The organism is Caulobacter sp. GW821-FHT11E10 (genome assembly GCF_058808375.1).
Genome location: NZ_JBXARP010000003.1, coordinates 422,003 through 442,269, shown reverse-complemented (window position 1 = coordinate 442,269; position 20,267 = coordinate 422,003). Strand labels below are relative to the sequence as shown.

Here is a 20,267-nt window from a genome sequence, read left to right as displayed (position 1 = left end):
ATGGAAACCGCCCTCCGCATCCTCGGCGACGGCCTGTCGATCGCCGCCCTCGCCATCATCGCCTCCACCGCCCAGGGCGCCTGGAAGCGGATCGGCAAGGACGTCACCATTCCGATGCTATGGAGTCGTGACGGCAAGCCCAGCGTGCGCCTGTCCAAACCCCTCGGCCTCCTCACCATTCCGCTGGTTTCGATCGTCGTGCTGCTGTCGTTCACGCTCAGCCAGGCGACCTTCACCGAGGATCCGGTGGTGGCGACCATCATCTTCCTCGTTCGCGCCACGCTCGGCGCCAGCCTGGCCCTCTCCCAGCTGTTTCACCTGCGGTTCGTCATCAAGACGTTGCAGGACGAAGGCCAGCTCTAGACCGGCTCATTTACGCTTGACCCGCGCGCCCTGATCCCGTTGAAGGCGCGCGACTTTGTGTTTCTTCCGAAAGGACCCCGCCCATGGCCGACAAGTCCGTGAAAAAGGTCGTGCTCGCCTATTCGGGCGGCCTCGACACCTCGATCATCCTGAAGTGGCTGCAGACCGAGTACGGCGCCGAGGTCATCACCTTCACGGCGGATCTCGGCCAAGGCGAAGAGATCGAGCCGGCGCGCGCCAAGGCCCTGGCCGCCGGTGTGAAGCCCGAGAACATCTTCATCGAGGACGTGCGCGAGGAGTTCGTGCGCGACTACGTGTTCCCGATGTTCCGCGCCAACACGGTCTATGAGGGCCAGTACCTGCTGGGCACCTCGATCGCCCGCCCGCTGATCGCCAAGAAGCAGATCGAGATCGCCCGCAAGATGGGCGCCGACGCCGTCAGCCACGGCGCGACCGGCAAGGGCAACGACCAGGTTCGCTTCGAGCTCGGCTATTACGGCCTCGAGCCCGACATCACCGTGATCGCCCCGTGGCGCGAGTGGGACTTCAAGTCCCGCGAGGCCCTGCTGGACTTCGCCGAGAAGCACCAGATCCAGATCACCAAAGACAAGCGCGGCGAAGCGCCGTTCAGTGTCGACGCCAACCTGCTGCACTCCAGCTCGGAAGGTAAGGTCCTGGAGGACCCGGCGGTCGAGGCCCCCGAGTTCGTCCACATGCGCACCATCGCGCCGGAAGACGCCCCCGATAAGGCGCACGTCTTCACCATCGACTTCGAAAAGGGCGACCCGGTCGCCATCGACGGCGTCGCCATGAGCCCAGCCACGATCCTGACCAAGCTGAATGAGCTGGGTCGCGACAACGGCGTGGGTCGCCTCGACCTGGTCGAGAACCGCTTCGTCGGCATGAAGTCGCGCGGCGTCTACGAGACTCCGGGCGGCACCATCCTGCTGGCCGCCCACCGCGGCATCGAGAGCATCACGCTGGACCGCGGCGCCATGCACCTGAAGGACGAGCTGATGCCGAAGTACGCATCGCTGGTCTACAACGGCTTCTGGTTCTCCCCGGAGCGCGAGATGCTGCAGGCGGCCATCGACTACAGCCAGACCAAGGTGTCGGGCCAGGTGCGCGTGAAGCTCTACAAGGGCAACGTCTCGATCATCGGCCGCACCAGCCCCTACTCGCTGTACGACCAGGACCTGGTCACGTTCGAGGAAGGCAAGGTCGCCTACGACCACCGTGACGCCGGCGGCTTCATCAAGCTGAACGCCCTGCGCCTGCGGGTCCTGGCCAAGCGCGACAAGCGCGGCTAGTCGCCTTTTCGATTTCTGAAGACGAGAGCGCCCCGGCCATTGGCCGGGGCGTTTTCGTTTCAGGCGCGGCGATCAAACCCTGTTGTACGGATACCGATCCCGGATCATCCGCTGGAAGAACCGCCCCTTCGACCGCGAGCGGTAGAAGGCCTGGCTGATCCGTTCGGGGACGCCGACATAGACATACTCATCCCCGTCGTGAAACGTGACGAAGAGCTTGCCGTGTTCGGGGGTGTAGTCGATCTCGGTGATCGCCGTGGATTCCACTCGCATGGCTCAAGCCTCCGCGGATGAGGATCGTCAGCAACAGGAAAGAACGAAACGCGCGGCTGGTTCCAAAAGCTCAGCTCGCGCAGACTGTTAACGGGTACTAACAACTGTTTAACCCGCAACAGCCAGTGATGCAAATCGCGGGATGACCCGGACGTGTGAACCCGGCTAGGCTCCGCTTCGGGCGGCCCGGAGAGGCCGTCGGGAGGAACCAAACCCAATGCATCAGTCCCACGCGCTCGTGGCGATCGTCACCCTGGTCTCGCTGCTGGTCTATGTCTGGATGATCGTCCGGATCGGCGGCTCGCGCCGGAAGACCGGCATCGACGCCCCGGCCATGACCGGCCATCCCGAACTGGAGCGTCACCTGCGCGTCCAGGCCAACACCGTCGAGTGGCTGGTCATCTACCTGCCCTCGATGTGGCTGTTCGCCATCTACTGGAACGACCTAGTGGCCGCCGCCCTCGGCGTGGTCTGGATCATCGGCCGGATCATCTACGCCCTGGGCTACGCCGCGGACCCGAAGAAGCGCGAGATCGGCTTCATCATCCAGGCCCTGGCCACCGGCGTGCTGCTGTTCGGCGCCCTGGGCCGGGCGATCTATGTCTACATGGTGGTCGGCGCGTAGCTGGGCTTTGAGGTCCATGGCGTAGAGTCCTATATCCGCGTCATGGACCACCTGCCCGTCGATCCCGCCCGCTACGGCGCCTTCCTGGTCGCCATGTTCGTCATGGCCATCACGCCGGGCCCGGCCAACCTGTTCGCCATCGCCACCGGCATGGAGCGCGGCAAGGCCGCCGCCCTGGTCAGCGTGGTCGGCATGAACGTCGCCACCTTGGTCTGGTTCAGCGGCTCGGCCCTCGGCCTCGGGGCCTTGGTCATCGCCTTCCCCAAGGCCTTCCACCTGCTGGCCCTGGCCGGCGCGGCCTATCTGGTCTGGCTGGGCCTGAAATCGCTGTGGGCGGGGATCAAGAACGTCGAGAGCCACGCCTCGGCCACGGTCCGCAAGGGGCGCTCGGCCTTCTTCGACGGCTTCATGGTCCAGATCGCCAATCCGAAGATCCTGCTGTTCTTCTCGGCCGTCCTGCCGCCGTTCCTGGACGTCAAGCGCCCCCTGGTTCCGCAGCTGATCATGTTCGCCTGCGCCACCATCGGCATGGACCTGATCAGCATGTCCAGCTACGGCCTGGGCGGGGCGGCGCTGTCCACCCGCATGAACGAGCCAGGTTTTCGCCGAGGATTCGCGATCCTGGTCGGCATCCTGCTGATCACGGCGGCCATACTTATCGTGTCGAGAGGCTGACTGATTTCAATCGCGTAGCAAACTGCGCCTTGGCGAAACCACAAAGCCCAGACAGAGTTGAATCTGAACACTCAGGACTCCGCGTAAGGGAGCAGATCATGTCCATCAAGAAGGCCGTCCTCGCCGCCGCGCTCGTCGTGGCCGCCGGCCTTGCCGCCTGCGCCACCCCGACGCCGTACCAGCCGAAGGTCACGTCCGGCGCCGTCACCGGCGGGTTCTCCGAACAGAAGCTGGAAGGCGATCGCTATCGGATCAGCTTCGCCGGCAACAGCCTGACCTCGCGCGAGACCGTCGAGCGCTATCTGCTCTATCGGTCGGCCGAAGTGACCGTGCAGCAGGGCTACGACTGGTTCGAGACCGCCGACCACCGCACCGACCGCACGTCGCGCAGCTATGTCGAGCCCGATCCGTTCGCCCGCCCGGGGTTCGGCTGGGGCCCGTACGGCTTCTGGCGCCCGTCATGGCGCTACTACGGTCCGGCCTATGGCTGGCGCAGCTGGGACCCCTTCTGGGGTGACCCCTTCTTCGCCGACCGCGCCCAGATCCGCACCGTCGAGAAGTTCGAGGCCGGCGCCGAGATCGTGATGCACCGGGGCAAGAAGCCGGAAGGCGACCCCCGCGCCTACGACGCCCGCGAGATCATGGCCAACCTGGCCAGCACGATCGTGCGGCCGGAAGCGGCGAAGTAGACAAACAAAAAGGGGGCCCACCGGGCCCCCTTTCCTTTTCAGGCTGTCCCCGATCAGCGCGGCGCCATGCGGATGCCGCCGTCGAGGCGCACGTCCTCGCCGTTGAAGTAGCCGCAAGTGATCATGGTCAGGGCCAGCTGGGCATATTCCTCGGGATTGCCCAGGCGCTTGGGGAACGGCACCGAGGCCGCCAGGCCCGCCTTCACCGCTTCCGGCGCATTGTTCATCAGCGGGGTGTTGAAGATGCCCGGCAGGATGGTGTTGACGCGGATGCCTTCGCTCATCAGGTCGCGGGCGATCGGCAGGGTCATGCCGACCACCCCGCCCTTCGAGGCCGAATAGGCCGCCTGGCCCATCTGGCCGTCCTCGGCCGCGACGCTGGCGGTATTGACGATCGCGCCGCGCTCGCCGTCCTGCAGCGGCTCCAGGTCCAGCATGCCCTTGGCCGACTTGGCGATGCAGCGGAACGTGCCGACCAGGTTGATCTGGATGATGCGGTCGAAGGCGTCGAGCGGGAAGTGCTTGGTCTCGCCCGTGGCCTTGTCGCGGCCGGCGGTCTTGGCCGCGTTGCCGGTGCCGGCGCAATTGACCAGCACGCGTTCCTGGCCGTGGGCGGCGCGGGCCTTCTCGAAGCCGGCGTCGACATCGGCGTCGCTGGTCACGTTGACCTTGCAGAACACACCGCCGATCTCCTTGGCGACCTCTTCGCCGCGAGCCTCGTTCATGTCGAAGATGGCGACCTTGACGCCCTGAGCGGCCAAGGCGCGGGCGGTGGCCTCGCCGAGGCCCGATGCGCCCCCGGTAACGACGGCGGCGACGGTGTTGTCGAGTTTCATGGACGTTTCCCCAAGCTTTGCGTTTAGGATCGGCTTTGAGTGAAGGGTTTAAACCGATGAGCCGCGACGCCAAACCGTCCCCCGACGTAAACGTCAAAGAGGTGCTGGATCCGGCCAAGGCGCTGGTCCCCGCCACGGTGCGCGTCAACGAGGAGCGTGTGAAGCGCGGCTTCCTGCCCAAGATCCGGCAGGTGGCCGCCAAGGTGCCGTTCGCCGCCGACGCCCTGTCGGTCTGGTGGTGCGCCCGCGACCCTGAAACGCCGACCGCCGCCAAGGGCATGATGCTGGCCGCCCTGGCCTATTTCGTCCTGCCGGTGGACGCGATCCCCGACATCCTGCCGGCCATCGGCTTCACCGACGACGCGGCGGTGTTCGCCGCTCTGGTGGCGATCCTCGGCCGGACCGTGAAACCCCGCCACAAGGAGGCCGCCAAGGCCTTCCTGCAGCGCCTGTCCAACGACGCCTGACCAGGACCCTCCGATGCCGCTGACCGCCCTGCTGCTCGCCACCGCCGTCGTCGCCTCGCCCCCGCCCGCGGATCCCGAGGACAAGGCCGTGCTGGCCGTCGCCCAGGCCTTCTTCGACGGCATGGAGAAGGCCAGCCCCGAAGCGATGCGCGCCACCGTGCTGCCCAACGCCCAGTTCATGGGCGTGCGCGTTCTGCCGGACGGTGGGACCAAGGTCAGCCGCGTCGCCTTCGAGGACAGTTTCGGCAAGCACATGGACGCCGGCGTCAAGGAGTGGATGTGGTCGCCCGTCGTCATCCGCCGCGGCCCGCTGGCCACGGTGACCGCGCCCTACGAGGTCTCCAAGGACGGCAAGACCCTGCACTGCGGGATCGACGTCTTCACCCTGGCCAAGGCCGACGGCGCCTGGAAAATCGCCAGCATCAGCTGGACGGCGGAACCGACAGCCTGTCCGGAGCTGCGGAAGCTCTAGCCCACCAGGAACCGCAGGATCGCGCCGTTCCACATGCTGTCGTCGTGGTCCTCCTCGACGACATCCCGCACGCCTGGATAGCTCTTCGCGGCGGCGCGCCAGAAGCCCAGCGCCCCGACATTCCGCCGAACCACCGCCGTCTCCCAGACGCCCCAGGCCGTGCCGAACAGGGCGTGGGCCGCCGCCAGGCCGACGCCGCGCCGGCGGTGCTTGCGGACGATGAAGAACTCCGCCACGGCCCGATCGATCGGGGCCTCGGAATGGGCGACGTCATTGACCAGGGCGAAGCCGACCGGCCGGCCGTCGATCCGGAACAGCCAGGGCTCGCGCGACGGATCGGTCCAGTAGGTCTCCAGCAGCGGATAGTCCGAAAAACGCCCGTCCTGACCCAACTCGCCCTCGAGCTCGCGGTCGAACCACAGCTCCGAGAAGTCGTGGATGTAGAACTGCATCAGGTTGGCGATGATGTAAGCTTCGTCGGCGCGGGCCCGACTGATCGCGAGCTGGCCAGTCACCAGTATTTCTCCATGATTTCACGCGCCCAGTCGGGCTCGCGGTGTTCGCCACGCGGCGCGAAGCCGCTCATCACCGGCTTGATGTCGAGCACCGGCGTGCCGTCGATGGCGTCCAGGCCCCTCACCTCCAGCACGCGGCCGGCGACCGAGACGATCTCGCAGACCGTCACCCCGATCCGATTTGGCCGGTTCTTGCCCCGCTGGGCGAAGATTCCGATGCGCGGCCAAGCCTTGTTGCCGCGCGGATGGCGGGCGCCGGTGACGATCTGGTCATCGCTGACCTTGTCGAAGACATAGATCACCTCGGCGTGGCTGAAGGTTTCCAGCCCCATCAGCGCCTCGTCGTCGAACCGCTCCGCGTCCAGCACGATCCGGGCGCGGCTGTCGCCCCAGTCGTCGTCCTCGGGGTCCGCGCGGCCGCCTTCGACCCGGCCGACGGGCGTCATCACGATCGACATCGCATTCTCTCCGTATGCGACAGGTTGTCGCGGGCGAACTTCGCCTTAAGTTGATCACATGATCGAAGCTCTGCTCAGCAAGATGATCAAGACCGGAGACCTTACGGCGCGTCTGCCCGGGGGTCGGGTTGTCAAGGCCGGAGACGGCACGGGGCCGCCCGTGACGATCCGGGTCAACAGCCGGGGCCTGCGCCGGCTGGCCAATCCGAGCCTGGGGCTCGGCGAAGGCTATATGGAAGAGGACATCGTCTTCGAGCAGGGCACGATCGCCCAGCTCCTGGAGATCGTCGGCGAGAGCGGCGGGCGCAAGCCCAAGCGGGGCTCGACCTTCACCCGCTTCCGCAAGGCGCTGAAGCGGCGGATCCAGCAGGTCAACGGCCGGGTCGCCTCGCGCCGCAACGTCGCCCACCATTACGACCTGTCGAACGACCTGTACCGGCGGTTCCTCGACACCGACATGCAGTACAGCTGCGCCTATTTCGAGCGTCCGGACATGACGCTGGAAGAGGCCCAGGCCGCCAAGAAGGCCTTGATCGGCCGCAAGCTGCTGATCCAGCCGGGTATGAAGACCCTGGACATCGGTTCGGGCTGGGGCGGGTTGTCTATGACCCTGGCCAAGGACTTCGGAGCCCGGATGACCGGCCTGACCCTGTCGACCGAGCAGCTGGCCCTGGCCAAGGCGCGTGTCGAACAGGCCGGCCTCTCCGACCGGATCGATTTCCGCCTGACCGACTATCGCGACTTGAACGAGCCGTTCGACCGCATCGTCTCGGTCGGCATGCTCGAGCACGTCGGCGCGCCGAATTTCCGGACCTATTTCGAGACCATCAACCGCCTACTGACCGACGACGGCGTCGCCCTGGTCCACGCGATCGGCAAGATGCACGGGCCCGGCGCGACCAACGCCTTCACCCAGAAGTACATCTTCCCGGGCGGCTACATCCCGGGCCTGTCGGAAGTGGTCACCGCCATCGAGCAGGCGGGCCTGTGGATCACCGACATCGAGATCCTGCGCCTGCACTATGCCGAGACCTGCCGCATCTGGCGCGAGCGGTTCATGGCCGATCCGGAAATCCCGCTGATGTTCGACGCCCGCTTCCGGCGGATGTGGGAGTTCTACCTGGCCGGGGCGGAGCTGGGCTTCCGACACGGCGGCCACATGGTCTTCCAGATCCAGCTGGCCAAGAAGCGCGACGGGGCGCCGCTGACGCGGAACTATTTGCTGGGGAGCGCTGGTTGATGGCGGCGCGGTGTACTCTGGGCTTCCCGTGAGGCGCTCCAGAATGGACCAATTCTCGCCGTAAAGATCTCGCTCATCCCCGCGAAAGCGGGGACCCAAGCAGACTTTCCGTTCGCTGATCTGCGTGAGCCCAGTCCGGCGATTCAGCTTGGGTCCCCGCTTTCGCGGGGATGAGCGATTGAAAAGGGCGAACGCCATGTTCCTGATTGGTTCTCAATTCGAGAATGCTCATGGACCAGATGTTCTGCGTCTATCTCCTGGCCAGCAAGCCCTACGGCACGCTCTATTGCGGCCACACCGACGACCTTGCGCGCCGCATCTGGCAGCACAAGGAGAAGGTCTTCAAAGGCTTCACCGCCAAATACGGTGTCGACCGGCTCGTCTGGTACGAGATGGGCGATACGCGGGAGGGCGCCTTCATGCGCGAGCGGCAGGTCAAAAAATGGAACCGCGCCTGGAAGATCCAGCTGATCGAGGCGCTGAACCCGACCTGGGCCGATCTAGCGGAAACCCTGAACTGCTGACCCCATCCTCGCTCATCCGCTTTCGCGGGGATGAGCGAGGTTTTATTGGGCCGTGGGCAGGTGAATCACTCCACCGTCACCGACTTCGCCAGGTTCCGGGGCTGGTCGACGTCAGCGCCCTTCACCACGGCCACGTGGTAGGCCAGAAGCTGGATGGGGGCCGACATCACCAGGGTCGAGACCAGCGGGTCGCTCGCCGGGGCCGTCACCACCACCTTGGCCCCCGCCGGCGCGTGCTTCACGCCCTCGGTGTCGGTGATGAAGATCACTTGGCCGCCGCGCGCCATGACCTCGCTCATGTTCGAGGCCGATTTCTCGAAATAGCTGTCATAGGGCGCGAGGATGACGATCGGGGTCTGGTCGTCGACCAGGGCGATCGGGCCATGCTTCAGCTCGCCGGCGGCGTAGCCCTCGGCGTGAATGTAGCTGATTTCCTTGAGCTTCAGCGCGCCTTCGAGAGCCAGGGCCGACATCGGGCCGCGTCCCAGATAGAGCACGTCCCGCGCCTTGGCGACGTCGGCGGCGATCTCCTTGATGGCGTCCTCCAGGCCGATGGCCTCGGCGATCAGGCGCGGAGCCTCCAGCAGCACCTTGACCAGGCGCTGCTCCTCGGCGGCGTCGATGGTCCCTCGCGCCTTGGCGGCGGCGACGGCCAGGGCGATCATCACGCTCACCTGGGCGGTGAAGGCCTTGGTCGAGGCCACGCCGATCTCGGGACCGCAATGGATCGGCCAGACCACGTCGACCTCGCGGGCCATGGTCGATTCGGTGGCGTTGACGACCACCGCGCTCTTCATGCCCTTGGCCTTGCAGTAGCGCAGGGCGGCCAGGGTGTCGGCGGTCTCGCCCGACTGCGACATGGCGATGACCAGCGAGCCCGGCCGCAGGGCCGGCTGGCGATAGCGGAATTCCGAGGCGATCTCGACATCGACCGGCAGGTCGGCCAGCTGCTCGATCAGGTATTTGCCGATCATGCCGGCGATGTAGGACGTGCCGCAGGCGACGATCTGGATGCGGTCCAGCGCGGCGAAGTCCACGTCGCCGGGCACCGAGGCCCGCGAGGCCAGGGTGTCGACATAGGCCGCGATCGTACGCTGGCAGCCCTCCGGCTGGTCATGGATCTCCTTTTCCATGAAGTGCCGGTAGTTGCCCTTCTCCAGCATCACCGCCGAGGTCGGGACCACCCGCACCGGCCGCGTCACGGCCGCGCCCGAGGCGTCGAAGATCCGATAGCTGTCGTGGTCCAGGGCCACATAGTCGCCCTCGTCCAGATAGATCACCCGGTTGGTGAAGGGCCCGACGGCCAGGGCGTCCGAGCCCAGGAACATCTCGCCCTGCCCCTCGCCGACGACGAGCGGACTGCCGCGACGGGCGCCCAGGACCAGATTGTCCTCGCCCTCGATCAGCACGGCCAGAGCGTAGGCGCCGGTCAGGCGGTCCAGCGTGGCCTTGAAGGCGTCGAGGGGCGGCAGACCCGTGGCCAGCTCGGCGTCGATCAGGTGGGCGATGACCTCGGTATCGGTGTCGCTGGAGAACACCCGGCCGGCGGCGGCCAGTTCGGCCTTCAGCTCGGCGAAGTTCTCGATGATGCCGTTGTGGACCAGCGTGACGCGGCCGGCGGTGTGCGGGTGGGCGTTCTGGACGTTGGGCGCGCCGTGGGTGGCCCAGCGGGTATGGCCAATGCCCGTCGCGGCAATCAACGGATCGTCGGCGAGCACGGCCTCCAGGGCCTTGATCTTGCCTTGGGCCCGGCGGCGCTCGACTTTTCCCCCCACGACGCCGGCGACGCCGGCGGAGTCATAGCCGCGATATTCGAGGCGCTTGAGGCTCTCGATCAGACGGTCGGCGACGGGTTGTTTTCCGACGATGCCGATAATGCCGCACATGAGCCATGATCCCTTGTAGAACGCGCGGGCAGGATTATGCCTACCGACGCGGGACTTTGCGTGAGGCGCCTTTAGCACTGGCTAAAGACCGGTTCGCATAAATCTGCATTTCGGATCGTTTCGCGGTCCGGACCCGACGAACGCGAGACCAGAAGAAAACATGAGCAAGCGCGCCTATTTCGGCACCGACGGCATCCGGGGCCAGGCCAACAAGCATCCGATGACGGCCGAGGTCGCGCTGCGGGTCGGTCTCGCGGCCGGCAAGCTGTTCCGCTCGCAGGACGACCGCCGCCACCTGGTGGTGATCGGCAAGGACACGCGCCTGTCGGGCTACATGATCGAGCCTGCCCTGGTCGCTGGCTTCACCAGCGTCGGCATGGACGTGCGGCTGTTCGGTCCGCTGCCGACCCCGGCCGTGGCGATGATGACCCGCTCGATGCGCGCCGACCTGGGCGTGATGATCTCGGCCTCGCACAACAATTTCGCCGACAACGGCATCAAGCTGTTCGGCCCCGACGGCTACAAGCTCTCCGACGAGCAGGAGCTGAAGATCGAGGCCCTGATGGACGAGGGCCTGCAGGAAGGCCTCGCCGCTCCGCGCGAGCTGGGCCGCGTCATGCGGATCGACGACGCCCAGGCCCGCTATGTCGAGATCGTCAAGGCGACCTTCCCCCGCCACCTCAGCCTGTCGGGCCTGCGCATCGTCATCGATTGCGCCCATGGCGCCGCCTACAAGGTCGCGCCCACGGCCCTCTACGAACTTGGCGCCGAGGTTTTCCCCATCGGCGTCGCGCCCAACGGCACGAACATCAACGAGGAGTGCGGCTCGACCCATCCCGACGCCATGGCCAAGATGGTCCGGGAATACCGCGCCGACATCGGCATCGCCCTGGACGGCGACGCCGACCGCCTGGTGATCTGCGACGAGAAGGGCGCGGTCGTCGACGGCGACCAGATCATGGCCATCATCGCCGGCGCCTGCGCCCGGGCTGGAACCTTGAAGGCCGGCGGCGTCGTGGCTACCGTGATGTCGAACCTGGGCCTCGAGCGCCAGTTGGGCACGCTGGGCCTCACTCTCGAACGCACCGCCGTGGGCGACCGCTACGTCATGCAGCGCATGCGCGAGGGCGGTTTCAATGTCGGGGGCGAACAGTCGGGCCACCTGATCCTGTCGGACTTCTCGACCACCGGCGATGGCCTGATCGCCGCCCTGCAGGTGCTGGCGGTGATGATCCAGACCGACCAGCCGATGAGCGCCCTGGGCCGCCAGTTCGAACCGGTGCCGCAGTTGCTGGAGAACGTCCGCTTCGCTGGCGGCAAGCCTCTGGAGGCCAAGTCGGTCAAGGAGGCGATCGCCGACGGCGAGAGCCAGCTGAACGGCTCGGGCCGCATCGTCGTCCGCGCCTCGGGCACCGAGCCCCTGATCCGCATCATGGCCGAAGGTGACGACCCGGCCCTGGTCAAGAAGGTGGTGAAGTCGATCGTCTCGGCGGTGAAGACGGCCTGACAGGCTCCATTTCAAACATTTGGAGCGTGGCGAGCGCCGAAACCGCTCGCACTTCGGCTGTCACGCTCTAGACGCCGCCTCAGGTCAGGATGTAGCCCGCCTTCCCATAGACCGCGACGAGGTCGATCGCGAAATTCGCGCCGTCCGCCAAGTCGACGAGGAAGTCGTGGTTGGACTTGGCGTACATGCCGACATCGGCCTTTTCGGCTTCCGCCAGCAGCCAGCCCACCATGGCCGCCTTGGTCCCCTGGCCGTTCGCCCCGTCGCCGCCGTAGTAGGCGAAGTACTGCGCGCGGCTCATGGTGACGCCGTTCAGCACGAACGTCGGGTCCAGCAGCGCATGCACCTTGGCGTCGGTGGGCGTGCTGCCGAAGATCGTCGCATAGGCCTTCTTGGTGGCGCCGAAGAGATCCAGCGCGCCGTAGGCCTGGGCGAAGGCGTCCTTGCCCTCGCCGATCTTCCCTAAGTTCACCGCGAAGTTGATGTAGCGGTTCTCGAGACCGAAGCTCTGGTAGTAGGCCGAGTTGATGTTGTTGGGATTGGGCCCCAGCGGGTTCACCAGATAGTCGAAGCCCGCCTTGCTCGGAATCTTGCCCGTGAAGAACTGGTAGCCGAGGCTCGCCACCGACGTCGTCGCGTCGGCCGCCTTCACGATCTTCTCGATCGCTTCGGACTTGGTGAGCTGTCCGACCCCGATCGCGGCCATCATGTCCTGTACGGCGGCGGCGCCGTGATAGAACAGGATGCTGTCGCCCGCCGCGTTCACGATCTTCAGCTGATCGCCGATATCCGTGTTGTTGTAGATGAGCGGGTAGTCCTGGACGTAGTTGGAGCCGTAGGCGAGCTTGCGGGGGTCATCCTGCGTGGTCCAGTTCTCGGTGGTGAGCACCAGGAACCGCCCATTGAGCGGCCACGGGTGATTGCTCCCCAAGACGCTGACATTGATGAAGTACTTGAAGCCGGGTTCGAACACGCTGGATTTGGAAAGATCGAGGTAGGCGACGCCCTGCATCGTGCCACCCGCGCCCACATAGAGCGGGTTGAGGCCCGGATAGTCCTTGAGCGCGACGTCCGGAATCTCGCCCGACACGGCGACGTTGACATAGCCGATGCTGCCGTCGGGCTTCTTCACCTGCTTGTAGAGGATGATCGTGCCGATCTGGGCTTCCGGGATAATCGAGAGGTTGCCCAGACCCAGGTCGATCCGGGCGAGGTCCGGCATCACCCAGATGCCCTTCGGGTACCCCTTCAGCACGCTCGGGGTCACCTCGTACCAGTGGTACTCCCACTCGAACGGATCCGCGGACGAAATCCCCTTGTTGTAGAGGACGTCGGATGCGCCATTCACGACACCGGTGGCCAACGGCTCCACGCGCAGTTCGTCTGGTGCGTACTCCCCCACATCTTCCTCCGAGCGGTTCCGGGTTCAACGCATTAGGGGCGCGCCGCTCGACAGCGTCAACGCGCCCATATGGTCTATGAGACCAACCGGGGCCGTTGGCCCGATGCGTCTTTGGAGGGCTAGCCTCACCGGCCAAAGGCGTCCATCATGTAGAAAATCGTCTCATATTTTGAGACGAACATGAGCGAGGAAACGATGATCGCCAACCCGTTGCTGGGCGTGCTCTTCCACTGGCTGGGAGGCCTGGCCTCCGCCAGCTTCTACGTCCCCTATCGCGGCGTGCGGCGCTGGTCGTGGGAGATCTACTGGCTGACCGGGGGGATCTTCTCCTGGCTGCTGGCCCCGTGGTTCTTCGCGGCCCTGCAAACCCCCGACCTGATGGGCATGATGGCCAAGGTGCCGCCGAACGTGGCCGGGCTATGCATCCTGTTCGGCGTGCTCTGGGGCTTCGGCGGTCTGACCTACGGCCTGACCATGCGCTATCTGGGCTTGTCGCTAGGCATGGCCGTGGTGCTGGGCCTGTGCACCGTGTTCGGCACCCTGATCCCGCCGATCGTGCGCGGGACCTTTGGCGAGACCCTTCTGGGCTCGCTGTCGGGCAAGATCATCCTGGGCGGCCTGCTCATGACCCTGGCCGGCATCGTCGTGGTCGCCTGGGCCGGAGCCAAGAAGGACGCGGATCTCTCTCCTGACCAGAAGGCCGCCGCCGTCGCCGAGTTTGACTTCAAGAAGGGGATCGCCGTGGCGATCTTCTCGGGCGTCATGTCGGCCTGCTTCGCCTTTGGCCTCGCGGCGGGCGAGCCGATCAAGGCCCTGGCCGCCGCGGCCGGCGCGGGTCCGCTGTGGACCGGCCTGCCGACCCTGTGCCTGATCATGTTCGGCGGACTGATCACCAACGGCGTCTGGTGCGCCATCCTGATCGGCAAGAACAAGTCCGCCGGCCAGTGGATCGGCCGCGTGGCGGAAAGCAGCGGGGAAGCTGGCGAGGCCAAGCCCCCGCTGCTGGTCAACTATCTGCTGTGCGCCCTGGCCGGGACCGCCTGGTACTTCCAGTTCTTCTTCTACACCATGGGCGAGAGCCAGATGGGCAAGTTCGGCTTCTCCAGCTGGACCCTGCACATGGCCAGCATCATCATCTTCGGCACCCTGTGGGGCTTCGCCTTCAAGGAATGGAAGGACGCCCGTCCCGCCGTGCGCAACATGGTCTGGGCCGGCGTCGCCCTGCTGGTCGGGGCCACCGTGGTGATCGGCTACGGCAACCGCCTGGGCGGGTAGGCGACTAGGAGGGCGGTCAGGCCTCCTCGGCCGCCTCCACCACCGCCCGCAGGTACTCGACATGGCTCCGGAAGGCTTTGCGGCCTTCCGGGGTCAGCCGCGCCTGGGTGCGGGGGCGCTTGCCGACGAAATCCTTATCGATCGCGACATAGCCGGCCTTTTCCAGGGTGGTCAGGTGGCTGCCGAGGTTGCCGTCGGTCGCCTCGGTGATCGTCTTCAGGCGCGGGAAATCCAGCGGCTGGCCCTTCTCGGCGGCCAGGGCGGCCATGATCTTCAGCCGCAGCGGCTGGTGGATGAGGTCGTCGAGCTGCGCCATAATCAAGCGCTCCCCAGCCACAGGCCGCTGATGATTAGGCCGCAGCCCCCGACCACGGCCATCCACTCGGCCAGATGACCCGGCCAGAGGAAGAAGCCGACCAGGGTGGCGACGGACATGCCGACACCGATCCAGATGTAGCGCGGCGCCATGATCGCCCCCAGCACCGTGTAGATGAAGCCGACGAACAGCCCCGGCAGCGCCAGATAGGGCAACGGATCGTGCTTGGGGAACACCGCCACGACTCCCAGGATGAAGGCGACACAGGCGGCCATGCCCAGGCTCATGCGCCAGCGCTCCACTACCCTGCCGCCGCCGTCGACCTTTGGCGTCAGCATCAGGGTGCCGGTGACGCCGATCATGTCCAGGGCCAGCCACAGCCAACCCCAGTAGCTCGGCGCCAGCTTGGCCATGCCCATGTAGCCCACGGCCCAGATCACGCCCCACAGCATCAGGATCGGTCCGGCATGCCGATAGCCCTTCAGGGTCATGCCCCGTTTCGTCACGGCATCGATTTGCGACAAGGCGGCCTGCGCCTCGTGCTTGGATACGCTCGTCATCACGGCCTCCATAGCCAGAGAACTCTGTGATGCAGAGTTACGGGGTGCACGGCGCTCTGTCAAGCAGAGTTCTCTGGGCGCGCGTTTTGTCCTAAATTTTCTCGTCATCCCGGCCGCAGCGAAGCGGAGAGCCGGGACCCAGGGACAACCGCACTGCGCCGGCCCCTGGGTCCCGGATCGACCCTGCGGGTCGTCCGGGATGACGAGGAGAAGGCGGCGGAGCCGCCCCTACACCCCGACCTTCGGCGACTTCATCCGCCGCTTGTTGACGTGGTGGCTGGGGGCCTCGGCCTCGATCTCCTCGGGGTACTCGCCCTTGAAGTAGAAGCGCTGCCAGGCCTCCTTGGTAGCCTCGGGGTCGCGCTTGAAGATCAGGGCGTTGAATTCCGACCGCTTCTCGGCCCAGACGTCGTACTGGCGGCGCAGGTCGGGATTGGAGTTCATCGAGCGGATCACCGGCTGGAACGCCTCCATCGGCTTGTCCTGGATCGGCATGATGAAGCAGAAGGTCTCGCCCTTCTCGAACCGCACCGTGCCGGGGCGGGTGAACATCCAGTTCATCGTGAAGGGGAACGGCAACCAGTCGGTCTCGATCACGCCAGCCAGCGGCTGAACACCGTCCTTGATATGATTTGGCGGGCCCATGGCCATCAGCGACCAGCCCGGCGGCGTGCGGAACAGATAGCCCGTATGGAAGGTCACCACGCCCCGCGTGAAGTGCGACTTCACGAAATCGGTGAAGCCCGGATACGGATGGTCGGGCTGGAACTTGATGCACTCCTGGTGCGCCCCGCCGTCCCAGGTCATCGAAAAGCCGACCGGGCAGATGATGTCCCAGCCGGTGGTGTTGGCCATGGTCAGCGGCAGGCAGCGATAGGGGTGGCGCTCGGCGAACCGATCCATCCAGGCCCGCTGCGGCCGCCCCGGCACGATCTCCGGCGGACGGTTCTCGGTGGGATAGCACTCCAGTTCCATGCCGGTCCTTTGCTTGGTTTTCCTACCCTTAGCGGTCAGGTCTAGCGCTCGCGCCCTCCGGCCGTCTAGTAGAGCCTCATGAAGACCCGAGCCGACCTCTTCGCCTTTTTCGACGCCCACGGCCTCGCCCACACCACCCTCGACCACCCGCCGGTGTTCCGCGTCGAGGAAGGGCTGGAGATCAAGAAGGCCCTGCCCGGCGGCCACACCAAGAACCTGTTCCTCAAGGACGCCAAGGGCCAGCTGTGGCTGATCTCGGCCCTGGGCGAGACCAGGATCGACCTCAAGAAGCTGCACACCGTGATCGGCTCGGGCCGGCTGTCGTTCGGCCCCGAGGCTATGATGGTCGAGACCCTGGGCGTGACGCCGGGCTCGGTCACCGCCTTCGGCCTGATCAACGACGGCGAGAAGCGCCTGCGCTTCGTGCTCGACAAGGCCCTGGCGGACAGCGACCCGGTCAACTTCCACCCGCTGGGCAACGACGCAACCACGGCGGTGTCCCAGGCCGACTTCCGCAAATTCCTGGCCGCCCTGGACATCGAGCCGATGATCGTCGACTTCGAAGCGATGGCCGTCGTCGCCTGACACGCGAACGGATTATTGCGCCGAGGCCCGCCAGGGACCATCTTGGCGACTGACGCGTTCCCCCAGCCTTGAGTACGAGAGACCCGATGTCCCTGATCGGCGAAAAGCCCGCGACTTCCGCGAAAAGCGAGCACATCAAGGACGGCACGGACGCCAGTTTCATGGCCGACGTGATCGAGGCCTCGAAGATCCAGCCCGTCATCGTCGACTTCTGGGCCACCTGGTGCGGTCCGTGCCGCCAATTGACCCCCACCATCGAAAAGGTCGTCACGGCCGCCAAGGGCGCGGTGAAGCTCGTCAAGATCGACGTCGACGCCAATCCGGGCTTCGCCGGCCAGCTGCGCGTGCAGTCGATCCCGACGGTTTATGCCTTTGTCGACGGGCGTCCGGTGGACGCGTTCCAGGGCGCCCTGCCCGAGAGCCAGGTGAAGGCCTTCGTCGAGAAGCTGGCCGGCCCGGGCGGCCCCAGCGCCATCGACGAGCTGATCGCGCTCGGCAAGGAATCGCTGGAGATCGGCGACGTCGGCGGCGCGGCCCAGGCCTTCGCTCAGGCGCTGCAGACCGACCCGGCCAATGTGAAGGCCCTAGGCGGCATGGCCCGCGCCTATCTGCTGGGCGGCGACCTGGAGGGCGCGGCCGAGGTGGTCGCCATGGCGCCCGCCGACGCCAAGGATCCCGACCTCGACGCCGCCCGCGCCGCCCTGGCCCTGGCCGAGAGCGCCCCGTCCGAGACCGCCGCCTTCGAAAAACGCCTGGCCGCCGACGCCGACGACCACGAGGCCCGCCTTGAGCTGGCCAAGGCCTTGGCCGGCGCCGGCCGCCTGCAGGACGCCGCCGACCATCTTCTGACCATCATCGCCCGCGACCGTGCGTGGAACGACGACGCGGCGCGCAAGCAACTTCTGACGGTGTTCGAAGCCGCCGGGCCGACGTCCGAAGTGGCCAAGCAGGGCCGGCGGCGTTTGTCGTCGATCCTCTTCAGCTAAGGCCCAGACACAGCTAGGCCCAGACACAGGGAGCGTCGATGCAGGGGAACTATCGCAAACTCGGCGACCTGCCGCTGGTGATCCCGGTGTTCCCGCTGGACGGGGCCTTGCTGCTGCCGGGCGGCCAGCTGCCGCTGAACATATTCGAGCCCCGCTACCTGAACATGCTGGACGACGCCATGTCGGGCGAGCGGATCATCGGCATGCTCCAGACCCGCCCGCATCAGGGCGCGGACACCGAGCGCCCGGCCCTCGCGCCCGTCGGCTGCGCGGGCCGCGTGACCAGCTTCGCCGAGACCAGCGATGGCCGCTATCTGATCACCCTGACCGGGGTCTGCCGCTTCCGGGCCGGCGAGGAACTGCCGGTCCGCACACCCTATCGCCAGATGCGCGTCGACTTCGCTCCGTTCGAACCTGACCTGCGCGAAGACCCCGCCGGCACGCGCACGGCGTCCGACATCGACCGGCTGCTGTCGGCCCTGCGCCGCTATCTTGACCACCGGGGCCTGGCCATCGACTGGGGCGACGCCGAAAGCGCCCCGTCCGACGCCCTGATCAACAGCCTGGCCATGGCCCTGCCGTTCGAGCCGATGGAAAAGCAGGCCCTGCTGGAAGCCGAGACCATCTTCGAACGCAAGGCGACCCTGACGGCCCTGCTGGAGATCGACGCCGCTGGGGACGATGACGAACCGACTTCCATCCAGTAGAGAGGGGCCATGACCGAAGCCGCCCCGCCCCCCGTCGATGTCGATCCGCGCCTGCTGGAAGTGCTGGTGTGCCCCGTGACCCGAGGTCCGCTGGAATACGACCGCGCCAAGGGCGAACTGATCAGCCGCGCGGCCAAGCTGGCCTATCCGATCCGCGACGGCGTGCCGATCATGCTGCCGGAAGAGGCGCGGGAGCTGGCGGAGTAGAAAAAACCCTCCCCCTAGCGGGGGAGGTGGTCGCAAAGCGACCGGAGGGGGAAGTGCTGCCGAACCGGCCCCTCCCCTCTCCGTCGGCAGCGCCGACACCTCTCCCAAAGGGAGAGGATTTTACAGCGCCACACCCCGCAACAACTTCGGCAGGTCGCCGACCCCACCGCCGGCCTCGTGCATGAAGAACCGGCGCGCCGGGGCGATGCGGTTGACCACCACCAGGCCCGCCGACCGCGCCACGCGCAGCAGCGGATTGTCGTTCGAGAAGATCCGCACGAAGGCGTCGAAGGCCAGGGCGTTGGTCACGGTGTCGAACCGCCGCCAGCGGGCGAAGCGCTCCAGCACGACTTCCGAGCCGATGTCCTCGCCGCAGCGGATCGCCTCGACCAGCACCTCGGCCAGGGCCGCGGCGTCCTTGAGGCCCAGGTTCAGCCCCTGCCCGGCGATCGGATGCACGCCGTGGGCGGCGTCGCCGATCAAGGCCAGGCGCGGGGCGACCATGCGCTCGGCCAAGGATAGCGACAGCGGATAGACGAAGGTCGGTCCCTCGATAGTCACCGCGCCCAGAAAGTCGCCGAACCGGCGCATCAGATGGGCGTGGAAAGCCTCGGGCGAAGCATTGCGCAGGGCCTCGCCGCGCGCGGTGCTCTCGGTCCAGACCAGGCTGGCGCGGTTGTCAGTCAGGGGCAGGATGGCGAACGGCCCGCTGGGCAGGAAATATTCGTGGGCCACGCCCTCGTGCGGCTTTTCCATCCGCACCGTGGCGACCACGCCGGACTGGCCGTAGCTCCAGCCGATCTCGCCGATGCCCGCCGCGCGGCGCAGGACCGAGCCCCGCCCCTCGGCGCTGACCGCCAGCGGGGCCGACAGCACCCGGCCATCGGCCAGGGTCAGGCGCGCCCCGTCCGGAGCGACCTCGAGGTTCTTGGCCGCCATCGGGGCGATGACCGGAATCTGTTGGTCCGTGACCGCCTGAGCCAGGGCCTGACGGATCCGGCGGTTCTCGATCAGATAGCCGAGAGGCTCGCCCTCGATCCGGCCCGAGATCTCGCTGGAATCGAAGCGCAGGAAGGCCGGCGAGGCCTTGCGGGCCGCCGCCCCGGGCGTGCGGCCGTCGGTGACCAGGATCTGCTCGATGCGCTGGGCATGCGGCGCCAGGGCCTCGCCCGCGCCGATCGTTCGCCACTGGCGGAACGAGGAATAGGCGATCGCCGAGGACCGGCCGTCGAAGGTCGGGGCCAGCTGGGCCTCGAACGGCTGGGGATCAACCAGGAGCGGCCTGAGGCCACCTGACGCCAAGGCCAGAGCCAGGGTCGAGCCGGCCATGCCGGCGCCGGCGATGATGACATCGGCATCGTGTGCGCGCATGGCGGGGATATGGGCTCGCGCCATCAGGGCTGTCCAGACCGCG

General features: G+C 66.7%; 25 protein-coding genes and 1 pseudogene. 16 read left to right on the top strand and 10 right to left on the bottom strand.

Annotated features, from left to right (window positions below; all coding sequences use genetic code 11):
- Both AC1RRV_RS08110 and AC1RRV_RS08105 read left to right on the top strand, forming a co-directional pair.
- Positions 1 to 363 (top strand): hypothetical protein, encoded by a 363-nt coding sequence (locus AC1RRV_RS08110; RefSeq protein WP_492859087.1) that lies wholly within the window; start codon positions 1 to 3, stop codon positions 361 to 363.
- Between the two features lie 83 nt (positions 364 to 446).
- A complete protein-coding gene (locus AC1RRV_RS08105; RefSeq protein ID WP_492859086.1) occupies positions 447 to 1,673 on the top strand; it encodes an argininosuccinate synthase in 1,227 nt (408 codons plus the stop codon).
- 72 nt (positions 1,674 to 1,745) lie between these two features.
- Here AC1RRV_RS08105 and AC1RRV_RS08100 read toward each other — a convergent pair whose 3' ends face one another.
- Positions 1,746 to 1,946: a KTSC domain-containing protein gene (locus AC1RRV_RS08100; protein WP_492859085.1), complete on the bottom strand. Its 201-nt coding sequence runs from the start codon at positions 1,944 to 1,946 to the stop codon at positions 1,746 to 1,748.
- A gap of 217 nt (positions 1,947 to 2,163) precedes the next feature.
- On the opposite strand from AC1RRV_RS08100, the gene AC1RRV_RS08095 reads away from it, so the two are divergent.
- From AC1RRV_RS08095 to AC1RRV_RS08085, 3 genes are all read left to right on the top strand, one after another.
- Positions 2,164 to 2,571, top strand: a complete 408-nt coding sequence (locus AC1RRV_RS08095) for an MAPEG family protein (protein WP_492859084.1) — start codon at positions 2,164 to 2,166, stop codon at positions 2,569 to 2,571.
- 42 nt (positions 2,572 to 2,613) lie between these two features.
- Positions 2,614 to 3,246, top strand: a complete 633-nt coding sequence (locus tag AC1RRV_RS08090; RefSeq protein ID WP_492859083.1) for a LysE family translocator — start codon at positions 2,614 to 2,616, stop codon at positions 3,244 to 3,246.
- Between the two features lie 98 nt (positions 3,247 to 3,344).
- Complete coding sequence (locus AC1RRV_RS08085; protein ID WP_492859082.1) at positions 3,345 to 3,935, top strand: CC0125/CC1285 family lipoprotein; 591 nt, start codon at positions 3,345 to 3,347, stop codon at positions 3,933 to 3,935.
- Between the two features lie 53 nt (positions 3,936 to 3,988).
- Here AC1RRV_RS08085 and AC1RRV_RS08080 read toward each other — a convergent pair whose 3' ends face one another.
- Positions 3,989 to 4,771 (bottom strand): SDR family NAD(P)-dependent oxidoreductase, encoded by a 783-nt coding sequence (locus tag AC1RRV_RS08080; RefSeq protein WP_492859080.1) that lies wholly within the window; start codon positions 4,769 to 4,771, stop codon positions 3,989 to 3,991.
- A gap of 56 nt (positions 4,772 to 4,827) precedes the next feature.
- Between AC1RRV_RS08080 and AC1RRV_RS08075 the strand changes: the two genes are divergently transcribed.
- Positions 4,828 to 5,238 carry a YkvA family protein gene (locus tag AC1RRV_RS08075; RefSeq protein WP_492859079.1) on the top strand — a complete coding sequence of 137 codons (411 nt, stop codon included), beginning with the start codon at positions 4,828 to 4,830 and terminating at the stop codon, positions 5,236 to 5,238.
- Between the two features lie 13 nt (positions 5,239 to 5,251).
- Positions 5,252 to 5,710 carry a nuclear transport factor 2 family protein gene (locus AC1RRV_RS08070; protein ID WP_492859078.1) on the top strand — a complete coding sequence of 153 codons (459 nt, stop codon included), beginning with the start codon at positions 5,252 to 5,254 and terminating at the stop codon, positions 5,708 to 5,710.
- On the opposite strand, the gene AC1RRV_RS08065 is transcribed toward AC1RRV_RS08070, so the two are convergent.
- Together AC1RRV_RS08065 and AC1RRV_RS08060 are read right to left on the bottom strand one after the other, a co-directional pair.
- Positions 5,707 to 6,225: a GNAT family N-acetyltransferase gene (locus AC1RRV_RS08065; RefSeq protein ID WP_492859077.1), complete on the bottom strand. Its 519-nt coding sequence runs from the start codon at positions 6,223 to 6,225 to the stop codon at positions 5,707 to 5,709. The two genes, AC1RRV_RS08070 and AC1RRV_RS08065, sit on opposite strands and share 4 nt — an antisense overlap.
- The gene (locus AC1RRV_RS08060) at positions 6,222 to 6,683 is read right to left on the bottom strand and encodes an SAM-dependent methyltransferase (RefSeq protein ID WP_492859076.1); all 462 of its coding nucleotides are present in this window, start codon (positions 6,681 to 6,683) and stop codon (positions 6,222 to 6,224) included. Before AC1RRV_RS08060 ends, AC1RRV_RS08065 begins: the two co-directional genes overlap by 4 nt.
- Before the next feature lie 58 nt (positions 6,684 to 6,741).
- On the opposite strand from AC1RRV_RS08060, the gene AC1RRV_RS08055 reads away from it, so the two are divergent.
- Both AC1RRV_RS08055 and AC1RRV_RS08050 read left to right on the top strand, forming a co-directional pair.
- The gene (locus AC1RRV_RS08055; RefSeq protein WP_492859075.1) at positions 6,742 to 7,923 is read left to right on the top strand and encodes a class I SAM-dependent methyltransferase; all 1,182 of its coding nucleotides are present in this window, start codon (positions 6,742 to 6,744) and stop codon (positions 7,921 to 7,923) included.
- 230 nt (positions 7,924 to 8,153) lie between these two features.
- Positions 8,154 to 8,447: a GIY-YIG nuclease family protein gene (locus AC1RRV_RS08050; RefSeq protein WP_492859074.1), complete on the top strand. Its 294-nt coding sequence runs from the start codon at positions 8,154 to 8,156 to the stop codon at positions 8,445 to 8,447.
- A 65-nt stretch (positions 8,448 to 8,512) separates the two neighbouring features.
- Here the strand turns inward: AC1RRV_RS08050 and glmS are convergent, their stop codons facing one another.
- A complete protein-coding gene (gene glmS / locus AC1RRV_RS08045) occupies positions 8,513 to 10,333 on the bottom strand; it encodes a glutamine--fructose-6-phosphate transaminase (isomerizing) (RefSeq protein ID WP_492859073.1) in 1,821 nt (606 codons plus the stop codon).
- Between the two features lie 160 nt (positions 10,334 to 10,493).
- Between glmS and glmM the strand changes: the two genes are divergently transcribed.
- A complete protein-coding gene (glmM, locus tag AC1RRV_RS08040; RefSeq protein ID WP_492859072.1) occupies positions 10,494 to 11,840 on the top strand; it encodes a phosphoglucosamine mutase in 1,347 nt (448 codons plus the stop codon).
- A 79-nt stretch (positions 11,841 to 11,919) separates the two neighbouring features.
- Here glmM and AC1RRV_RS08035 read toward each other — a convergent pair whose 3' ends face one another.
- On the bottom strand, positions 11,920 to 13,242 hold the full coding sequence (locus AC1RRV_RS08035; RefSeq protein WP_492859071.1) for a hypothetical protein: 1,323 nt from the start codon (positions 13,240 to 13,242) through the stop codon (positions 11,920 to 11,922).
- A gap of 180 nt (positions 13,243 to 13,422) precedes the next feature.
- Here AC1RRV_RS08035 and rhaT point away from each other — a divergent pair, with 180 nt between their 5' ends.
- Positions 13,423 to 14,517, top strand: coding sequence for an L-rhamnose/proton symporter RhaT (gene rhaT, locus AC1RRV_RS08030; protein WP_492859070.1), 1,095 nt, complete (start codon positions 13,423 to 13,425; stop codon positions 14,515 to 14,517).
- A 16-nt stretch (positions 14,518 to 14,533) separates the two neighbouring features.
- Here rhaT and AC1RRV_RS08025 read toward each other — a convergent pair whose 3' ends face one another.
- Positions 14,534 to 14,833: a winged helix-turn-helix domain-containing protein gene (locus AC1RRV_RS08025; protein WP_492859069.1), complete on the bottom strand. Its 300-nt coding sequence runs from the start codon at positions 14,831 to 14,833 to the stop codon at positions 14,534 to 14,536.
- Between the two features lie 2 nt (positions 14,834 to 14,835).
- Positions 14,836 to 15,393: a hypothetical protein gene (locus AC1RRV_RS08020; RefSeq protein ID WP_492859068.1), complete on the bottom strand. Its 558-nt coding sequence runs from the start codon at positions 15,391 to 15,393 to the stop codon at positions 14,836 to 14,838.
- 99 nt (positions 15,394 to 15,492) lie between these two features.
- Between AC1RRV_RS08020 and AC1RRV_RS08015 the strand changes: the two are divergent.
- A pseudogene (locus AC1RRV_RS08015) lies at positions 15,493 to 15,597 on the top strand (hypothetical protein); the annotation flags it as partial.
- A 24-nt stretch (positions 15,598 to 15,621) separates the two neighbouring features.
- On the opposite strand, the gene AC1RRV_RS08010 reads toward AC1RRV_RS08015, so the two are convergent.
- Complete coding sequence (locus AC1RRV_RS08010; protein WP_492859066.1) at positions 15,622 to 16,368, bottom strand: DUF6065 family protein; 747 nt, start codon at positions 16,366 to 16,368, stop codon at positions 15,622 to 15,624.
- 78 nt (positions 16,369 to 16,446) lie between these two features.
- Between AC1RRV_RS08010 and AC1RRV_RS08005 the strand changes: the two genes are divergently transcribed.
- The 4 genes from AC1RRV_RS08005 to AC1RRV_RS07990 all read left to right on the top strand — a co-directional run bounded on the left by AC1RRV_RS08005 (position 16,447) and on the right by AC1RRV_RS07990 (position 18,853).
- The gene (locus AC1RRV_RS08005; protein ID WP_492859065.1) at positions 16,447 to 16,953 is read left to right on the top strand and encodes a prolyl-tRNA synthetase associated domain-containing protein; all 507 of its coding nucleotides are present in this window, start codon (positions 16,447 to 16,449) and stop codon (positions 16,951 to 16,953) included.
- A gap of 86 nt (positions 16,954 to 17,039) precedes the next feature.
- Positions 17,040 to 17,939 carry a tetratricopeptide repeat protein gene (locus AC1RRV_RS08000; protein ID WP_492859064.1) on the top strand — a complete coding sequence of 300 codons (900 nt, stop codon included), beginning with the start codon at positions 17,040 to 17,042 and terminating at the stop codon, positions 17,937 to 17,939.
- Positions 17,940 to 17,977: 38 nt separating this feature from the next.
- Positions 17,978 to 18,646: an LON peptidase substrate-binding domain-containing protein gene (locus AC1RRV_RS07995; RefSeq protein ID WP_492859063.1), complete on the top strand. Its 669-nt coding sequence runs from the start codon at positions 17,978 to 17,980 to the stop codon at positions 18,644 to 18,646.
- A 9-nt stretch (positions 18,647 to 18,655) separates the two neighbouring features.
- Positions 18,656 to 18,853, top strand: a complete 198-nt coding sequence (locus AC1RRV_RS07990; RefSeq protein ID WP_492859062.1) for a Trm112 family protein — start codon at positions 18,656 to 18,658, stop codon at positions 18,851 to 18,853.
- Positions 18,854 to 18,973: 120 nt separating this feature from the next.
- On the opposite strand, the gene AC1RRV_RS07985 is transcribed toward AC1RRV_RS07990, so the two are convergent.
- Positions 18,974 to 20,248, bottom strand: coding sequence for a UbiH/UbiF/VisC/COQ6 family ubiquinone biosynthesis hydroxylase (locus tag AC1RRV_RS07985; protein ID WP_492859061.1), 1,275 nt, complete (start codon positions 20,246 to 20,248; stop codon positions 18,974 to 18,976).
- Positions 20,249 to 20,267 lie beyond the last annotated feature (19 nt).